The organism is Thalassobacterium sedimentorum (genome assembly GCF_031127905.1).
GTDB lineage: Bacteria > Verrucomicrobiota > Verrucomicrobiia > Opitutales > Coraliomargaritaceae > Thalassobacterium > Thalassobacterium sedimentorum.
In genome coordinates, this window is sequence record NZ_JARXIC010000054.1 from 1 (window position 1) to 14918 (window position 14918).

At 54.2% G+C, this 14918-nt stretch carries 11 protein-coding genes; 6 read left to right on the forward strand and 5 right to left on the reverse strand.

The features are described 5' to 3' along the window. Positions 1-486: 486 nt before the first annotated feature. Positions 487-2043, reverse strand: coding sequence for a PhoH family protein (locus tag QEH59_RS17375; RefSeq protein ID WP_308986654.1), 1557 nt, complete (start codon positions 2041-2043; stop codon positions 487-489). A 134-nt stretch (positions 2044-2177) separates the two neighbouring features. On the opposite strand from QEH59_RS17375, the gene rnc reads away from it, so the two are divergent. Continuing rightward, positions 2178-2855: a ribonuclease III gene (gene rnc / locus QEH59_RS17380; protein ID WP_308986655.1), complete on the forward strand. Its 678-nt coding sequence runs from the start codon at positions 2178-2180 to the stop codon at positions 2853-2855. A 17-nt stretch (positions 2856-2872) separates the two neighbouring features. Then, on the forward strand, positions 2873-6313 hold the full coding sequence (gene mfd, locus QEH59_RS17385; protein ID WP_308986656.1) for a transcription-repair coupling factor: 3441 nt from the start codon (positions 2873-2875) through the stop codon (positions 6311-6313). Here mfd and QEH59_RS17390 read toward each other — a convergent pair. The 4 genes from QEH59_RS17390 to QEH59_RS17405 form a co-directional block, all read right to left on the reverse strand. Further along, positions 6243-6524 (reverse strand): hypothetical protein, encoded by a 282-nt coding sequence (locus QEH59_RS17390; protein WP_308986657.1) that lies wholly within the window; start codon positions 6522-6524, stop codon positions 6243-6245. The two genes, mfd and QEH59_RS17390, sit on opposite strands and share 71 nt — an antisense overlap. Next, positions 6509-6982: an REP-associated tyrosine transposase gene (locus QEH59_RS17395; protein WP_308986658.1), complete on the reverse strand. Its 474-nt coding sequence runs from the start codon at positions 6980-6982 to the stop codon at positions 6509-6511. The genes QEH59_RS17390 and QEH59_RS17395 overlap by 16 nt, the downstream gene beginning before the upstream one ends. 321 nt (positions 6983-7303) lie before the next feature. Further along, positions 7304-8782: a glycogen synthase GlgA gene (gene glgA / locus QEH59_RS17400; RefSeq protein ID WP_308986659.1), complete on the reverse strand. Its 1479-nt coding sequence runs from the start codon at positions 8780-8782 to the stop codon at positions 7304-7306. A 5-nt stretch (positions 8783-8787) separates the two neighbouring features. Further along, positions 8788-9864, reverse strand: a complete 1077-nt coding sequence (locus tag QEH59_RS17405) for an exosortase/archaeosortase family protein (protein WP_308986660.1) — start codon at positions 9862-9864, stop codon at positions 8788-8790. Between the two features lie 374 nt (positions 9865-10238). Here QEH59_RS17405 and QEH59_RS17410 point away from each other — a divergent pair, with 374 nt between their 5' ends. The 4 genes from QEH59_RS17410 to ybeY are packed head-to-tail and all read left to right on the forward strand — an operon-like array spanning position 10239 to position 14656. After that, entirely contained in the window at positions 10239-10778 is a 540-nt protein-coding gene (locus tag QEH59_RS17410) for an HIT family protein (RefSeq protein WP_308986661.1), read from the forward strand. A gap of 8 nt (positions 10779-10786) precedes the next feature. Further along, a complete protein-coding gene (locus tag QEH59_RS17415) occupies positions 10787-11731 on the forward strand; it encodes a PhoH family protein (RefSeq protein WP_308986662.1) in 945 nt (314 codons plus the stop codon). Between the two features lie 38 nt (positions 11732-11769). Beyond that, on the forward strand, positions 11770-14229 hold the full coding sequence (locus QEH59_RS17420) for an HD family phosphohydrolase (RefSeq protein WP_308986663.1): 2460 nt from the start codon (positions 11770-11772) through the stop codon (positions 14227-14229). After that, positions 14192-14656 carry an rRNA maturation RNase YbeY gene (ybeY, locus tag QEH59_RS17425; RefSeq protein WP_308986664.1) on the forward strand — a complete coding sequence of 155 codons (465 nt, stop codon included), beginning with the start codon at positions 14192-14194 and terminating at the stop codon, positions 14654-14656. The genes QEH59_RS17420 and ybeY overlap by 38 nt, the downstream gene beginning before the upstream one ends. The last annotated feature ends 262 nt before the right edge of the window (positions 14657-14918 follow it).

Here is a 14918-nt window from a genome sequence, read left to right on the forward strand (position 1 = left end):
CACTGCACACCGGTAGGGACAGCTCGCCGAGCTGTCCGTTCGCCAGCGCATACCGAATGCCTATATTCAACGAACCGCCAAGCGCCCCTCAATGAACAAACGGCGGTTTTGGCAAAACCGCCCTACCCACTCACACTGCACACCGGTAGGGACGGCTCGCCGAGTTGTCCGTTCGCCAACGCATACCGAATGCCCATTTTCAACGAACCGCCAGGCGCCCCTCAATAAACAAACGGCGGTTTTGGCAAAACAGCCCTACCCACTCACTGCACACCGGTAGGGACAGCTCGCCGAGCTGTCCGTTCACCAGCGCATACCGAATGCCCGTATTCAACGAACCTCCAAGCGCCCCTCAATGAACAAACGGCGGTTTTGGCAAAACCGCCCTACCCACTCACACTCGGCTATAATTCAAATCATCTCCGTCGCCCAGTCCTGAACGCACAGCGAGCCAGGTCTGACGCCATCTTGATTCGCGGGCTAAACCTACAATAGATCGGCGGCGAGATCGGCAAGTTCCGAACGCACACCTGTGCTTAACTCTAAGTGAGCCGTAATTTCGGTCCCCTTCAGCCGCTGCGCAGTGTGCACCAGACCATTCGACCAAGCATCCAAAAACATGCTGTCCACTTGATAGGGATCCCCCAACAAAATCACTTTTGAACCTTCCGCCATCCGGCTGACGACTGTCTTGGCCTCGTGTGGTGTCAAATTTTGCGCCTCATCAATAATGAAAATTGTATTGGATAGTGAACGCCCGCGAATAAAGGTCATCGCCTCCACCTCTACCATCCCGTAATCAAACAAAAATTGGAAGGGCTTACGCGGTTTATTATCCTCCTCTTCCCCCTCCAGTTTGGTGGGTTGCTTGGCCAGTTTTGCCATCGCCTTCTTCCGCTTACGCGTCGAGGTGATACGATTAATATGCGACTCCTCACGACTCGGCTCCTCCTGCTTCAGCACCTTGCGGTTGCTAAAGAGCACTTCTAAATTATCGAAGAAAGGTGCGATATAGGGCGCCATTTTTTCATCCAAGGTGCCGGGTAAAGCTCCCGTATCCTTACCAATATTGACCAAGGGACGGGTAATAAACACCCGCTCATACAAATTGTCCTCACCTATGGTTTGAAAAAGTGCCATCGCAATCGAGACCAGCGTCTTTCCAGTGCCGGCCTTTCCAATACAGGTAACCAATTTAATATCTTCGTCCAGCAAGGCGTCCATCAACATCCGCTGCTCAGCATTCAAAGGATGGATGCGAATCCCTTTGGGTATTTTGACCCCAACATCGGCTCCCAGAATCAAACCATCGATTTGACCATCACCACGATAACGAGCCGGCTCGCGGAACTCGCCATTACTAATGTAAATATACTCATTCAGCGTCAAATGACTCGTTAGTTCCGGCGACAGGTCGACCCCATGCTCTTCCAAAAAGCGCTCGTAATCGTCCTCGTCGACTTGAATCGTTTTGCAACCACCTCCCAATTTGGCGGTGGTCACCTTGTCGTTCATGTAGTCCTCAACTTCCAGCCCCAATGCGATGCCTTTCAACGCCATATTGGCATCTTTGGTCACTAAAATAACACGACAATCCGGACAAACATCCTTCAGAAAAAAAACGGACGCAAGAATTCGACTATCCATTTTTTCCATATTGACCAAAGTAGCCTTTAATCGATTCAAGGCATGGTTGTCCCCCTCGCCACTCACCATATAATCATTGATCACCACCACCAGGCGTCCACCATTGGGCAGCGCACGGCTCAGGGCAGAACTGCCCTTACCATTGAGCTCTGGCGGAGTTTCCAAGCTCTCATCGAAAAGTGCCCGTAGATCGCGGTGTATTTTCCGGGCAGAGAAACCGAGCTCGCCGGGGGCCGATTTCTTACCGTCCAACTCCTCTAAAACTTCAACAGGAATCGCGATCGTATTATCCTCAAACTTATGGAGGCACTGTGGATCGTGCAGGAGAACATTGGTATCAAGAACAAAGATCTTGGCTTTGGATGCTGATAGCGAGGGCGTTTTTTCTTTCGACAAAGTATGAAAATAAATGAGTGCGAAATATGATTCCGGTATTTGCAGCCGGACCGAAATGAACTAGACCTAGACTAAATTGCAGGACTTCTGCTGCGCAAGCGGTAAACTCAGCTTAGCGAAAAATTTAACCTATCATGCACACGTCAAAGCAAGTTTTCGAACCGATCTCCCGACACAGTTTCCAGGACGAGTCACTGTTAAAGCTGGCCCTCACCCACTCAAGTTGCGATCGCCCTGAGGGTGACAATCAGCGCTTGGAGTTTTTAGGCGATGCGGTGCTGGATTTAGTGATTGCCGAGACGCTCTACCACAAATTCCCCCAGGCCAACGAAGGCGCCCTCGACCGCTGTCGCGCAAGTCTGGTCAATGGCAAATCTCTAGCGCGGATCGCCCGCAAGCACCATTTAGGCAAATACCTCGAGGTCGGTGAAGCTCACCGCCAGCACCATGCTGACCCGAGTCATGCCATGCTTGAAGACGCGCTGGAAGCGCTCATCGGCGCGGTCTTCCTCGATGGTGGACTCGAGTGCGCGCGTCAGACTATTCAGCACTTATTTGGCGAGCCAATCAATGCCATTGAGGTTTCCGCTGGCAGCCAAAACCCGAAAGGTCAATTACAAGAATGGTCACAAAAGCACTATCACGGCGTGGTCCCCGAATACCGGGAACTCCCAGCGGAAGGCCCCGATCACGATCGCCATTACAGCGCCGCGGTCTTTCTAGCGGGTAAAGAGCTCGGCCGTGGCACTGGCAGCTCGAAGAAAGCAGCCGAAGCCAACGCCGCCCATGTGGCACTCAAAGCTCTCGAATAACCTCAACGCGCAACCTCGTGTCCTCAACTCCTCAAACAGCCAGTCCCCCAACAGCCCTCTACCATGGCGTCTGCAGCGAGGCGCGTGCACCCCTGCTCTATTCGCTTAGCATCGAATCCGAGGCCCCCATCACATTAGCCCTGGTCGCCGATCCACGCCGCGCCCAAGAACTGGCTTCCGAAATGGATCGTTACGCAAAGTGGGCCTCGCCACGTAACTCTCTGCAAGTTCTCTACTTTCCCGAAGACCCACCCCCCGACATCGATGCCCAACGACGCGCAGACCGTATCTGCGACCGACTTGCCGTGCTAAGCAGCTTGCTCAGTCCTCCCAGCGGCCAACGATTACTCGTCGCCACCCCCGAAGCCCTGCTCGGTGTCTGCCCCCACCAGCAAGCCTTTGCACAACGCCGTCTCACACTCGAAGTCGGCCAGCAACAGCCCTTCCGCCCACTGATCGACAGCCTCAGTAGGGATCTGGATTACGATGCCGAAGCACTCTGCGAACACCCCGGCCAGATCGCCACCCGGGGCGGCCTAATTGACATCTATCCCTATGATGCGCACTGCCCCTATCGTATCGATTTTTTTGGCGACGAGATCGAGAGCATTCGCACCTTTGACCCAACCAGTCAGCGTACCCTAGAAGCGGTCCACTCGATTCATATAGCCGCCGCCCAAAGTGCCGAAGCGGAACATGCCAGCGAGGGCGGCCTAATCAGCTATCTCCCCCCCAACGCAGTGCACTGGGTGCTGGAAGATCCCGCCGCACTCATGCGCCACCATCCCTATCGATTTGAGAAATTGCCCATTTCTCATGGTGAGCAAACAATAGACACCTCAAGCAATACGCCAACGCACCAGTTTCACTCATTCTACCAGCTGCTCGCCCGGCGCAAAGACTGTGATATTCTCACCGCGATAGCCGAACTGGATACAGATCCTGAACTCTTCCGTAAGGCCCAACGCATTGCGGCACAATCCGAACCAATCAGTCACTACCGCTTCCATAGTGATCAGACACAGATCGGTTATGATCGATTTGAGTCAGAACAAAGCGCCCGCCTAAAATTTGAAAATCAAATTGTGCAATGGCACAAAGAAGGCCTCAGTATTTACTTTGCCACCGCGAGCGAAAACGAAGCGAAGCGAATACAAGAACTCTTAGCCGAGAACCCCGCAGCTGCACGTCTCAAACCACGTTTCATTGAAGGCACACTTGCAGCTGGCTTTATACTGCGTCATCCGCTCAGCCAGCAATTTCCACTTAAAATTCGCAAGCGCGGGGTGGCCCTCATCACAGACACCGAATATTTCGGACGCCGCAGCCGCACGATCAACCGCCGCGAAGAGCGTGCCCGCCCCAGCATTTCTCAAGTGGATCAATTGCTCGATTTCACCGAACTCGCCGATGGCGATCCCCTGGTGCATTTACAGCATGGCGTCTGCCTCTTCCGCGGCCTAACAAAACTAGATATTCAAGGCGGCAGTAAAGAGGTCATCTCGGTCGAGTTTGCAGAGCAAATGACCGTGCACGTGCCCCTGCAGGAGTCGCACTTGCTCACTCGCTATGTTGGGCTGACCAAATCGAGCCCTAAACTGGCCAAAGTCGGCGGTGCCACCTGGGACAAAACGCGCGCTGCCGCCGAACGTGCCACCCTCGACTACGCAGCCGAAATGCTACAGCTACACGCCCGCCGCGATCAAGCAGGCGGCTTTGCTTTCCCTCCAGATCACCCTTGGCAAAAGGACTTTGAGGCCGCCTTCCCTTTTAAAGAAACTCCCGACCAATTGAGCGCGATCCAGGCCGCCAAAAAAGACATGGAGAACGAAAAAGCCATGGATCGTCTCATATGTGGCGACGTCGGATTCGGAAAAACAGAAGTCGCCATTCGCACCGCCCTCAAAGCGGTGCTGGCGGGTAAACAGGTCGCCATCCTCGTCCCCACCACCGTACTCTGTCAGCAGCATTTTAATACATTCTGCGAGCGCATGGCACAGTATCCCATCATCATCGATATGGTCAGCCGCTTTCGCAGCGCCAAGCAAAACAAAGAAAGCATTGCACAACTCGCAGCCGGTAAAATCGATATCGTCATCGGCACCCACCGCTTGCTCAGTAAGGATGTTCATTTTCAAGATCTCGGCCTATTGGTCGTGGACGAAGAGCAACGCTTTGGAGTCAAGCAAAAGGAACGCATCAAACAACTACGTGCCGATGTCGACATTCTCACCCTCAGCGCCACGCCCATACCCCGCACTCTCTATCTCGCGATGGCCGGCGCGCGCGCCATGAGCGTGATTGAAACCCCACCCGTCGACCGTCGACCGATCGAAACCATCGTCAAAAGTTACGATGAAAATTTAATCAAAAGTGCGATTAAATTAGAAACCGACCGCGGCGGCCAAGTCTTCTACCTCCACAACCGAGTCGACAGCATACTCGGGGTCGCTGCCAAGATTGAGGCCATGCACCCCAAGTTAAAAGTCGCCGTCGGGCACGGGCAGATGAGCGAAGGTGCGCTGGAAAAAATCATGACACAATTTGTCGCGGGTAGATTCGATGTATTGGTCTGTACCACCATCATCGAGTCCGGCATCGACATCCCCAATTGCAACACATTGATCATTGAAGGGGCTGATCGTTTTGGTCTTGCGCAGCTATATCAAATCCGCGGTCGTGTCGGACGTTTTAAGCGTCAAGCCTACGCTTACTTACTACTACACCGACACGCCGCGCTCGTGGACCAGGCACAAAAGCGCTTAAATGCCCTCAAACAGCACAATCAGCTCGGCGCTGGCTTTCGCATTGCGATGCGCGACCTCGAACTACGCGGTGCGGGCAACCTACTCGGTTCCCAGCAAAGCGGCCACATTGCCGGCATCGGCTTTGAGCTGTATTGCCAACTACTCAAGCAAAGCGTCGCGCGCCTCAAGGGCGAGCCAGGCGCCGATCGTATTCGGGCCGAAGTGAAGCTCGACTTCATCACCACAGGTGAAGGCGGCAGCCGCGCACGCAACACTTCTGGCACACTCAGTTTTGCGGCGATTAAGGATGCCGAATATGGCAACCGTAAAGGCGGGCTGATCGAAGCCGCCTTACCCAGCGCCTACATTGCCGAGCCCCGTCTACGTATCGACTTTTACCGGCGTCTGGCTCTCGCAGAAAAGCATACAGAAGTGCAGCACATCGCCGAAGAGCTCGCCGACCGCTTTGGGCCACGTCCACTCGCCACGGACGCATTGATCGCGGTCAGTCAAGTCCGTGTATTCGCCGAACTCGCCGGTGTGCGACGTGTCGAAACCGAAGGCGACCGACTCATTTGCAAATTAGCCATTCCCCGCAAGTCAGGCGAATTCCTAAAATCCGGCAGTCGTTTCCCCAGGCTCAAAGCCAAGGATCCGCTAAAGCGACTCGCAGAAATACAGCGTTTTTTAAAGCAGCCCCCCCAACATTAAAACCGTAGTGGCGAGCTTCAGCCGCCATCATCTGCACAGCACCCAGCACGACGCATATGGCAGCCGTAGTGGCCGCTTCAGCCGCCATCATCTGCGCAGCACCCAGCACGACGCGTATGGCAGCCGTAGTGGCCGCTTCAGCCGCCATCATCTGCACAGCACCCAGCGCGACGCATATGGCAGCTGAAGCGGCCACTACGCGGAGTGCCACCACCGGTAGTCCTCTGCTGTTTGAACCAGTTGCGCTTTGACTGGGTTTTGAGAAATATAGCGTTGAACTCGGCTCAATTCTGCTTCGTTCCGCATCCAGCGGTCAAACCAGTCGCGTTGCCAAAAGTGTCCACTGCGGCCTAGAACAATGTTGCAGGCGCGCGCACTACGGCCTTTGAATTGCGGCAGTACTTTTGATAGCGAAATTGCAGAGCCGTTGTCCAGTAGCACAAAATGTACATGATTCGGCATGATCACCCAGTCAGCAACCTCCCAAGCAGGCGCAATCACTTTCAATTCTTGCACTAAGGCTTCGCAACATGCGGGCTCCCGGAAAGGGGCGAAGCCCTCGTTGCGATCTAAATATTTCTCAGCGGTCAGAAATATTTGACGCTGAAGTTGATCGAATTCTGCGGACTGCGCTTCGATCGCACTCAGAGATGCTTTAAGTTCACTCATTCTGCGTTGGACAGATTGCGGCAGTGTGCCATAGCAGCGTATTGTAATGAAGTAAGTGCCCCTTGTGACTTCCCAATGCGGTAGGCGATTTCTCCAACGTTTGAGCGTGTTCGGCTCCATAGTAATCACTTTGCCACGATCTGCATTTGCCCGCAATCCCAAAACGGCGACTGCACTTGACTATGACTAAGATTCGCACGATGGCAGCTGAAGCGGCCACTACGCCACCGAACCGTAGTGGCGAGCTTCAGCCGCCATCATCCACACAGCACCCAGCGCGACGCACATGGCAGCTGAAGCGGCCACTACGCGTTGCCAGAACTATACGAATGCGGCTTGGCGACTGGTGATTGCCCAATTGTAAATGGATTCGTATTTCTTCGCAGATGCGTTCCAACTATAATCGCCTGCCATCCCATTTTGCTGTAATTGCTTAAACTCTTCCGGCCGATCGTAATACGTCGCACACGCCCAACCGATCGTATAGTATAAAGCATCGGCACTGGCTTGTTGGAAAACGAATCCCGTCCCGACGCCCGCTCCCTCCACGAAGGGTGCAACGGTATCGATCAAACCACCGGTCGCACGTACCACGGGGACTGCACCATAACGCATGGCATACATTTGCCCTAAGCCACAGGGCTCGAAACGACTTGGCATCAGAAAACAATCCGCTCCGGCAATCGTCAAATGGGCCAACTCATTATTAAATCCGATGTAAGCCCCCAAGCGTCCGGGATAGCGTGCACTCAACTCATTGAAACGGTACTCCAAATTTGGCTCTCCAGTGCCTAACACTGCGATCTGAATTTGCATCTCCGACATCAGGCGCTCACAACACGCAGCCAACAAATCCAAGCCTTTCTGATTCACTAAGCGCGAGACCACCGTAAAAAGTGGCCGCTGTGGATTCACCTCCAGCCCATAAGCTTGTTGCAAACGAGCCTTCACCGCAGCCTTACCAGACAGGTCTTGTGCAGAAAAATGGGTTCCTATATATGGATCCGTTTGCGGATTCCACTCATCCAAATCCACTCCATTAAGCACCCCGATCAAGTCGGGAGAACGAAAACGCAACAAGGCATTTAATCCACAACCACCATCAGGAGTCTGAATCTCACGCGCATAGGTCGGACTGACTGTGGTGATCTTAGTGGCATGATACAGCCCCCCTTTTAACATATTCAACTCCCCCATTGATTCCAGTCCATCACTGCGGAAGACTGACTCAGGGAGACCGGAAAATTGCAGCAAACTGCGATGAAACCAACCGTGATGCTCCAAATTATGGATGGTAAAGACCGAAGCCGCTCGCCCCATAGGACGCCTCGCTTCAGTGGTGTTCATATACACAGAGGTCAGCGCGCAGGGCCAATCGTGCGCATGCACCACATCCGGGATCCAGTCCATTTGCTCACAAAAATCAATCGCCGCTCGACTGAGAAAGGTAAAGCGCTGCCCATTATCATCCTCATTTCCCGAAGGCCCCACATATACCGACGCGGCCCCAAAATACTGGTTGTGCTCAATAAAATAGCATGGCACCTCCGTGCCTGGCAAACAGTGCTGCCAAATCCGTCCATACGCCTCATGCCCTCCCAGCCGCACGATCAATGGTCGTTCGAGGGCTTGCGCGCCCTCAAAAGCCTGCATCTCCGTATAGCGTGGCATCAAAATACGCACATCGTGTCCAAGCGCCACCAATGACTTCGAGAGTGCACTCACCACATCCGCCAGACCGCCCACTTTCTTAAACGGCGCCACCTCCGGCGCCAACATCAGGATACGCTGCTTCGCCATATAGCTTAATGCTTTGCTTCAGTAGGATCGGAAGCGCCCCAATCGGGCTCCTCGTCAAAATCCTGCAACTTAAAATTAAAGATCGGTAACAAACAGATCAGCCCCACACAGGTGAATCCTAAAATCGCAAAGCCCGTCACATCATGCACAGAGCCAATATCCCCCAGTAAGGGTAAAACCCAATGATCATCAATCGCCTGCGAACCATGATGATAGGCCCACAACGTCAAAAAGATACTACGTATCAAATTCGTCAGCACAGCAAAGACCATAGCCGCACAAACCAGCAAAATTTTTTTCCAGAAGCGGTCCAAAAAGACAGAAGCCAGAAAAGAGCCCGCAAATAAACAGGCTGTCAGCGAACGAATCCCTGAACACGCTTCTTCCACCCCCACCTGCCCCTGTGGCAGAATCAACACATTGCCTTCACGCTCCAATTCGTAGCCGAGAAAATCAAATGAGTGAAACACGATAATAGTCACCTTTGTCAGCAAAAAGACCCGAATCTTCGTTTCCAAAACGGACACCAGCGGTGCCGAAATCATCCAGATTAAGGCGGGAAACAAGAAGAGTGCCGTCAATGCCAGACGCTGCTTTAGCGGCATCGGCTGTCCATCGACACGTTCCTTAGTAAAAATAAAAATACCACTCAAGGTCAGACCAGCCAGACTCGCGGCAATTGCCAGCGAGGCCGGGTTCTGTGGTCCAGTCGCCGCACGCAGCAAAGCCCCCACGCCAAACAACAACAACGATGCCGCAAAGCCAGCGATCGCGATCCACTCCAACACCGTCACCCAAACACCCCGGGCAGGCTCTGCAGCTTCTACAGCTCCAGTCGCAGGCACTGCAACTCCATCCACAGACGTTCCGAACAAATAGTGACGCATCACCGGCCAGCGATCATAGACCACATAGGCAGCAAACAGAGGCACCAAGTAGCCAAAGCTGTAGTCCTCACGATTGCTCCACCAAAACAGCTGATCCCAGATCGTATACAAGGTAAAGCCCAGCAACAAACAGGCCGTCCAGATTTGCTCAGGCAAGAGATTCTTAAAGCTTGGGTTATTAGTTTTCGTAGTCACGGGGAAACTGACTGGTGATCGTCGGCGAAAAGGTAAAAAGAGACGCTCAGCCTTGCCCTGCTTCACACCTATAGCAACCCGAAAGGCAACTTAAATCAGAGGTTTTTAAATTAACACAATTGAAGGCAGACAGCGTTCATACGAAGATCACGAAGCAGCCATTCCCAGCCAACGGCTTGCAGCCCCCAGCACGACACATATGTCAGCTGAAGCAGCCACTACGCCAGCGAGCCGTAGTCCCACGCAGGTTCATATCCTCCTCTGTCCGCTGCACAGATGTGGCGTAATGCGAGGCAAACAAAAGTCTCGACCTGCATGGCCGAATTAACCATCGACGCGGATACGGAAACCCTCTATCTTGTGCCGCTAATTTTATGGACCACTCCGCATCTAAGCAGACATCCACGCAGCTTCCACCTTCAATGGAGCGGCTTCACGCGTATTGGCGCATGCCCTATATCCTCGCCCCCAAGGATCCGGACGCCGGCGGCAACCCTTTTACCCGGATCACACAATCGGGCGACGACGCCAAAGAATATATCTTACTGCGTGGCACGCATAATTTTATTGTGATGAACCGCTACCCTTACAATGCGGGCCATCTACTAGTACTGCCCTACCGCGAAGTCGCCCGCTTGGAAGACCTCTCCCGCGAAGAACGCCACGAACTGATGGACCTCATCGTCGAGGCCCAAGCCCTCCTGACCCGCGCCCTGCGACCGGATGGATTCAATACCGGCTTTAATTTCGGCAATGCCGCCGGCGCAGGGATTCCCAGCCACCTTCATTGTCACGTCGTTCCACGCTGGAACGGCGACACAAATTTCATGCCGGTCATCGGTAACACCCGCGTCCTACCCGACTCTATGGACGCCATGTGGCAGCGCCTACACGCCTGCATCGAAGCTGAATAATCAATACAATGCCGTCCAAGACGATCCACTTTTCCAGCGCCCGTCAACTCAGTCTGCTCTATGCCGACGACGGTCGTAACCTTGAAGAAATCGAGCAAAGCTTAGGCGTCAGCCTAGTCAGTCGCGACGACTGGGTCAGCATAGAAGGCAGCGAGGAAGCCATCGCCGCCGTCAAGGCGCTGTTTGAACTGCTCGCCGCCGCACGTGACCAGGGCCTGCGCATTCGCAGTTCGGACTTTTTATACACCCTACGCTGTGTCGCTGAAGGTCGAGCCGATGAATTGCGCGAAATCTATCGCAACCCTCTTGTTATCAAGCTCAAGCGCCAAAGCGTGGTCCCTAAGACCCTGAATCAAAAGCGCTACCTGCAAGCCATAAATGCCCATCCGATCACTTTTGGCATCGGCCCGGCCGGCACAGGTAAGACCTACCTGGCCATGGCGATGGCACTGCGCGAACTGCTGGAAGGGCGTGTCGAACACATCATTCTCACCCGCCCCGCCGTCGAAGCAGGCGAAGCACTCGGATTCCTACCAGGCGAACTACAGGAGAAAATCCTGCCCTACCTAACCCCGCTCTACGACGCGATGAACGATATGGTGGGTAAGGAGCAAACCATGCAACTGGTCGAACGTGGCATCGTCGAGATCGCCCCGCTCGCCTATATGCGTGGGCGCACGCTTGCCAACTCCTTCGTAGTACTCGACGAAGCTCAAAACACCACCCATGAACAAATGATGATGTTCCTCACCCGCCTGGGTGACGGCAGTCGTATGGTCATCACCGGTGATATTACACAAACAGATTTGCCCCGCAGTAAACAATCCGGACTCAAGGAAGCCATCCGTATTCTAAAGAACATCGAGGCCATCCGTCTGTTTCACTTCGACGGACAAGACGTGGTACGACATCCGCTGGTACAAGACATCATCAACGCCTACGCACAAGGATAACAACCGACTGCCCTCTTAGCTCTTAGCCAATTAGTCTTATGGTCTCTTTCTCCAAAAAGAACAATTCACGCAAGTCCTTGGATAGCGCCAAGCGCAAGGATGGCGGCCGTGGTAAAGATTCCGCGACCACTCACTTCTTCGAAACCAGTAAATTGATCGAAATTGGTCTATTTTTACTTTTTTCCGCTCTGGTCATCATCATTTGCTATCTAGGCCAAAAGCCGAAAGGACCACGCATCATCCTCAACCAGGCGGCTCAATCACGGATCGTATCCGAATTTCAATTCGACTACAAAAGCGAGGTGCTAACCGAAGCCGCCGCAGCCGCGACACGCGCCCAGGTGCCACCAGTCTTCCAACGCACCTTCGAACCCTACGAGCAGTTCAGCCAATTCATCAATGAACTGAACTCGGCCATCGCCAAGAATAAGATCGAACACGAGGCGCAGGGCCAGGACCTGCTGAAAGAAGAATTACTTAAAACGGCTCTAAATCTAATTGAGACCCATCAATTGACGCTGGAGCCCCGCACCATACTCGAGTTAACCACTCAAATCACCCCCAAAGAACGCTCAGCCCTCTTCAATGACAGCCTCTCGGTCTTGAAAGACATATACACCGACGGCATCTACTCCGCCAGCCGCTCAGAGACAGCCGACCCACACGTCACCGTCATTCAACTGGTAGATGAAGAGGGTCGCTATAATTTGCCCAATGCACGCTCACTCCCCGATGCACTGGTGGCCCTGCGTGTGCGGATAGACGCCCTCTCACGCGACGCATCCACAGGCCGCATTCTCTTCGATATATTCCGCGAGGGCCTGCGCCCCAACTTACTTTACAGCGCCGCTGGCACCAACCGTGCCATCAAACGCGCCATCGATCAGCTCGAGCCCAGCATCGTCAGCTTCAAAGAAGGCGACACCCTGATCGAACCCGGAGCCATCATCACTCCCGCAGAGCTCGAACGCATCGCCGCCTATCGCAAAGTGGAACTCGAACGCAACGGTAACTCTTTGATATTCAATAAACTGTTCATCGAGCGGCTCATTTTGACCACCATGCTCTTAATAACCGTTTACATCTATCTCAAACAAGGGCTCCGAGAACTCCACAAACGCAACCGTGCCATCGCGATCACCGCGGTCAGCATATTGCTCAACCTCCTCATCATCCGTATCATTATGGAGATTGGAGAGAGCGCACTCATCAATAGCCGTCCATCACTGAGCATGCTGCCCTACATTGCTCCCTATGCGCTGGCCCCCATTATCGTAGCGGTGCTGGTCGGCGGGGCCCCCGCAGTGCTCTCGTCACTGATTATCGCCGTCGTCTTCGGAATCATTCAAAATAATTCAGTCGAATTCATCCTGATCGCCTTCCTATCCGGGGTGGTGGGCGCCTACGTCTCCACCAACATTCGCAAACGTTCCAAACTGGTGCGTTCCGGGCTCTGGGCGGGAGCCACAGCCGCCATCGCCGGCGCCGCAGTTGCACTCTTAAATGGATTCTCCTTCAACCTCGTCGGCCAACAAACACTGGTCGCCCTCATCGTGGGTCTACTCACTGGCATCCTCGCCGTCGGCCTGCTGCCCATCTTCGAACAACTCTTTAAGATTACCACCGAAATTACCCTGCTGGAATTGACCGACTTCAATCACCCTCTGCTGCGACGCATGCAAATGGAGGCCCCGGGCACCTATCACCACAGCTTAATGGTCGCCAACCTATCGGAAAACGCCGCCGCAGCCATCGGTGCCAGCCCCCTGCTCTGCCGCGTCTGCTGCTTTTTTCATGACATCGGCAAGCTGGTCAAGCCCGAGTATTTCACCGAAAATCAACGCGATGGCATCAACCCCCACGACGAGAAAAATCCCTCCATGAGCGCACTCGTCATCAAAGCGCACGTCAAAGAAGGCGTCGAAATGGCGCGTAAAAACAAACTTCCCCGCGTCATCATCGACGTCATTCGCCAGCACCACGGCACCACCCTAATTCAATATTTCTACCACCAGGCCAAAGAAAAGGCCAAAGAGACCCACCTCAGCACCCGCGCCCCCTTCCCCGAGGGCAGCGAAAAGCCCAAAAGCAAGAGCAAGGGCAAGGAGGAATTCAAGGTCGACGAAAGCACCTACCGCTACGACGGTCCCAAGCCCGCCTTCAAAGAAAGCGCGATCATCTTCTTTGCCGACAGCGTCGAAGCCGCCAGCCGCAGCCTCAAAAAGGTAACCCAGCCCAATGTCGAGGAGCTCATCGATCGCATTTTCAAAGATCGCATAGAAGACGGTCAATTAGACAACTGTCCCCTCACCTTCCACGAGCTCGACCTCATTCGTAAGAGCTTCATCTACACCGTGCTCAACATGCTGCACGCCCGCATCGAGTATCCTAAAAGCGATGCCGAAAAGGCCAAAGAGCTCGAGAAAGAAAACACCGAGAAAAACACTGAATCGACACCCGATGCCAACGCTAAGCCTGGAAATCAACAACCAATTTAATGCCCTCGCCCGCCCCGAAGCGGCCGCACGCGCGCTCTTCGAAGCACTACAGGCCTCGGGCGCCTTCCCGATAACGGAAGGCGAGCTCTCGATCGCCTTTGTCAGCGACGCAGAGATCGCCCAAGTGCACGCCGACTTCATGGACGATCCCACGCCCACCGACGTCATCACCTTCCCGGCCGACGAGGCCATGGATTCCGCTGGCGAGATCATCGTATCTGTCGACCACGCCCGCACGCGTGCCGCCGAGCTCGGCGAGCCCTTCAGCCGCGAGCTCAGTCTGTATTTAGTGCACGGCTGGTTGCATCTAGCCGGCTACGACGACCGCAACGAAAGCGATCGCGCAGCGATGCGATCCGCCGAGCAAAAAGCCTTGTCGATCCTCGACAGCGCCGAGCACAAGATTGAGTTTCAGTTAAAAGCCTAAAGGCACCAGGGCCGCGGGCTTCAGCCACCCACGTCCGATCAAATCGAAGCCCGGGATCGCGAATCTTCCACCTACGCTCTTCGAGCTACGGCGGACATGCCGCATTCGCCGCAGCAGAGTCAGCCCGCTCACACGCAGAGCCGACTACGTCGGGAACCGCTTATCACCGCTTATCCAACCTGACGCACGTAGAATCAGCCCGGGATCGCGAATCTTCCACCTACGCTCTTCGAGCTACGGCGGACATGCCGCATTCGCCGCA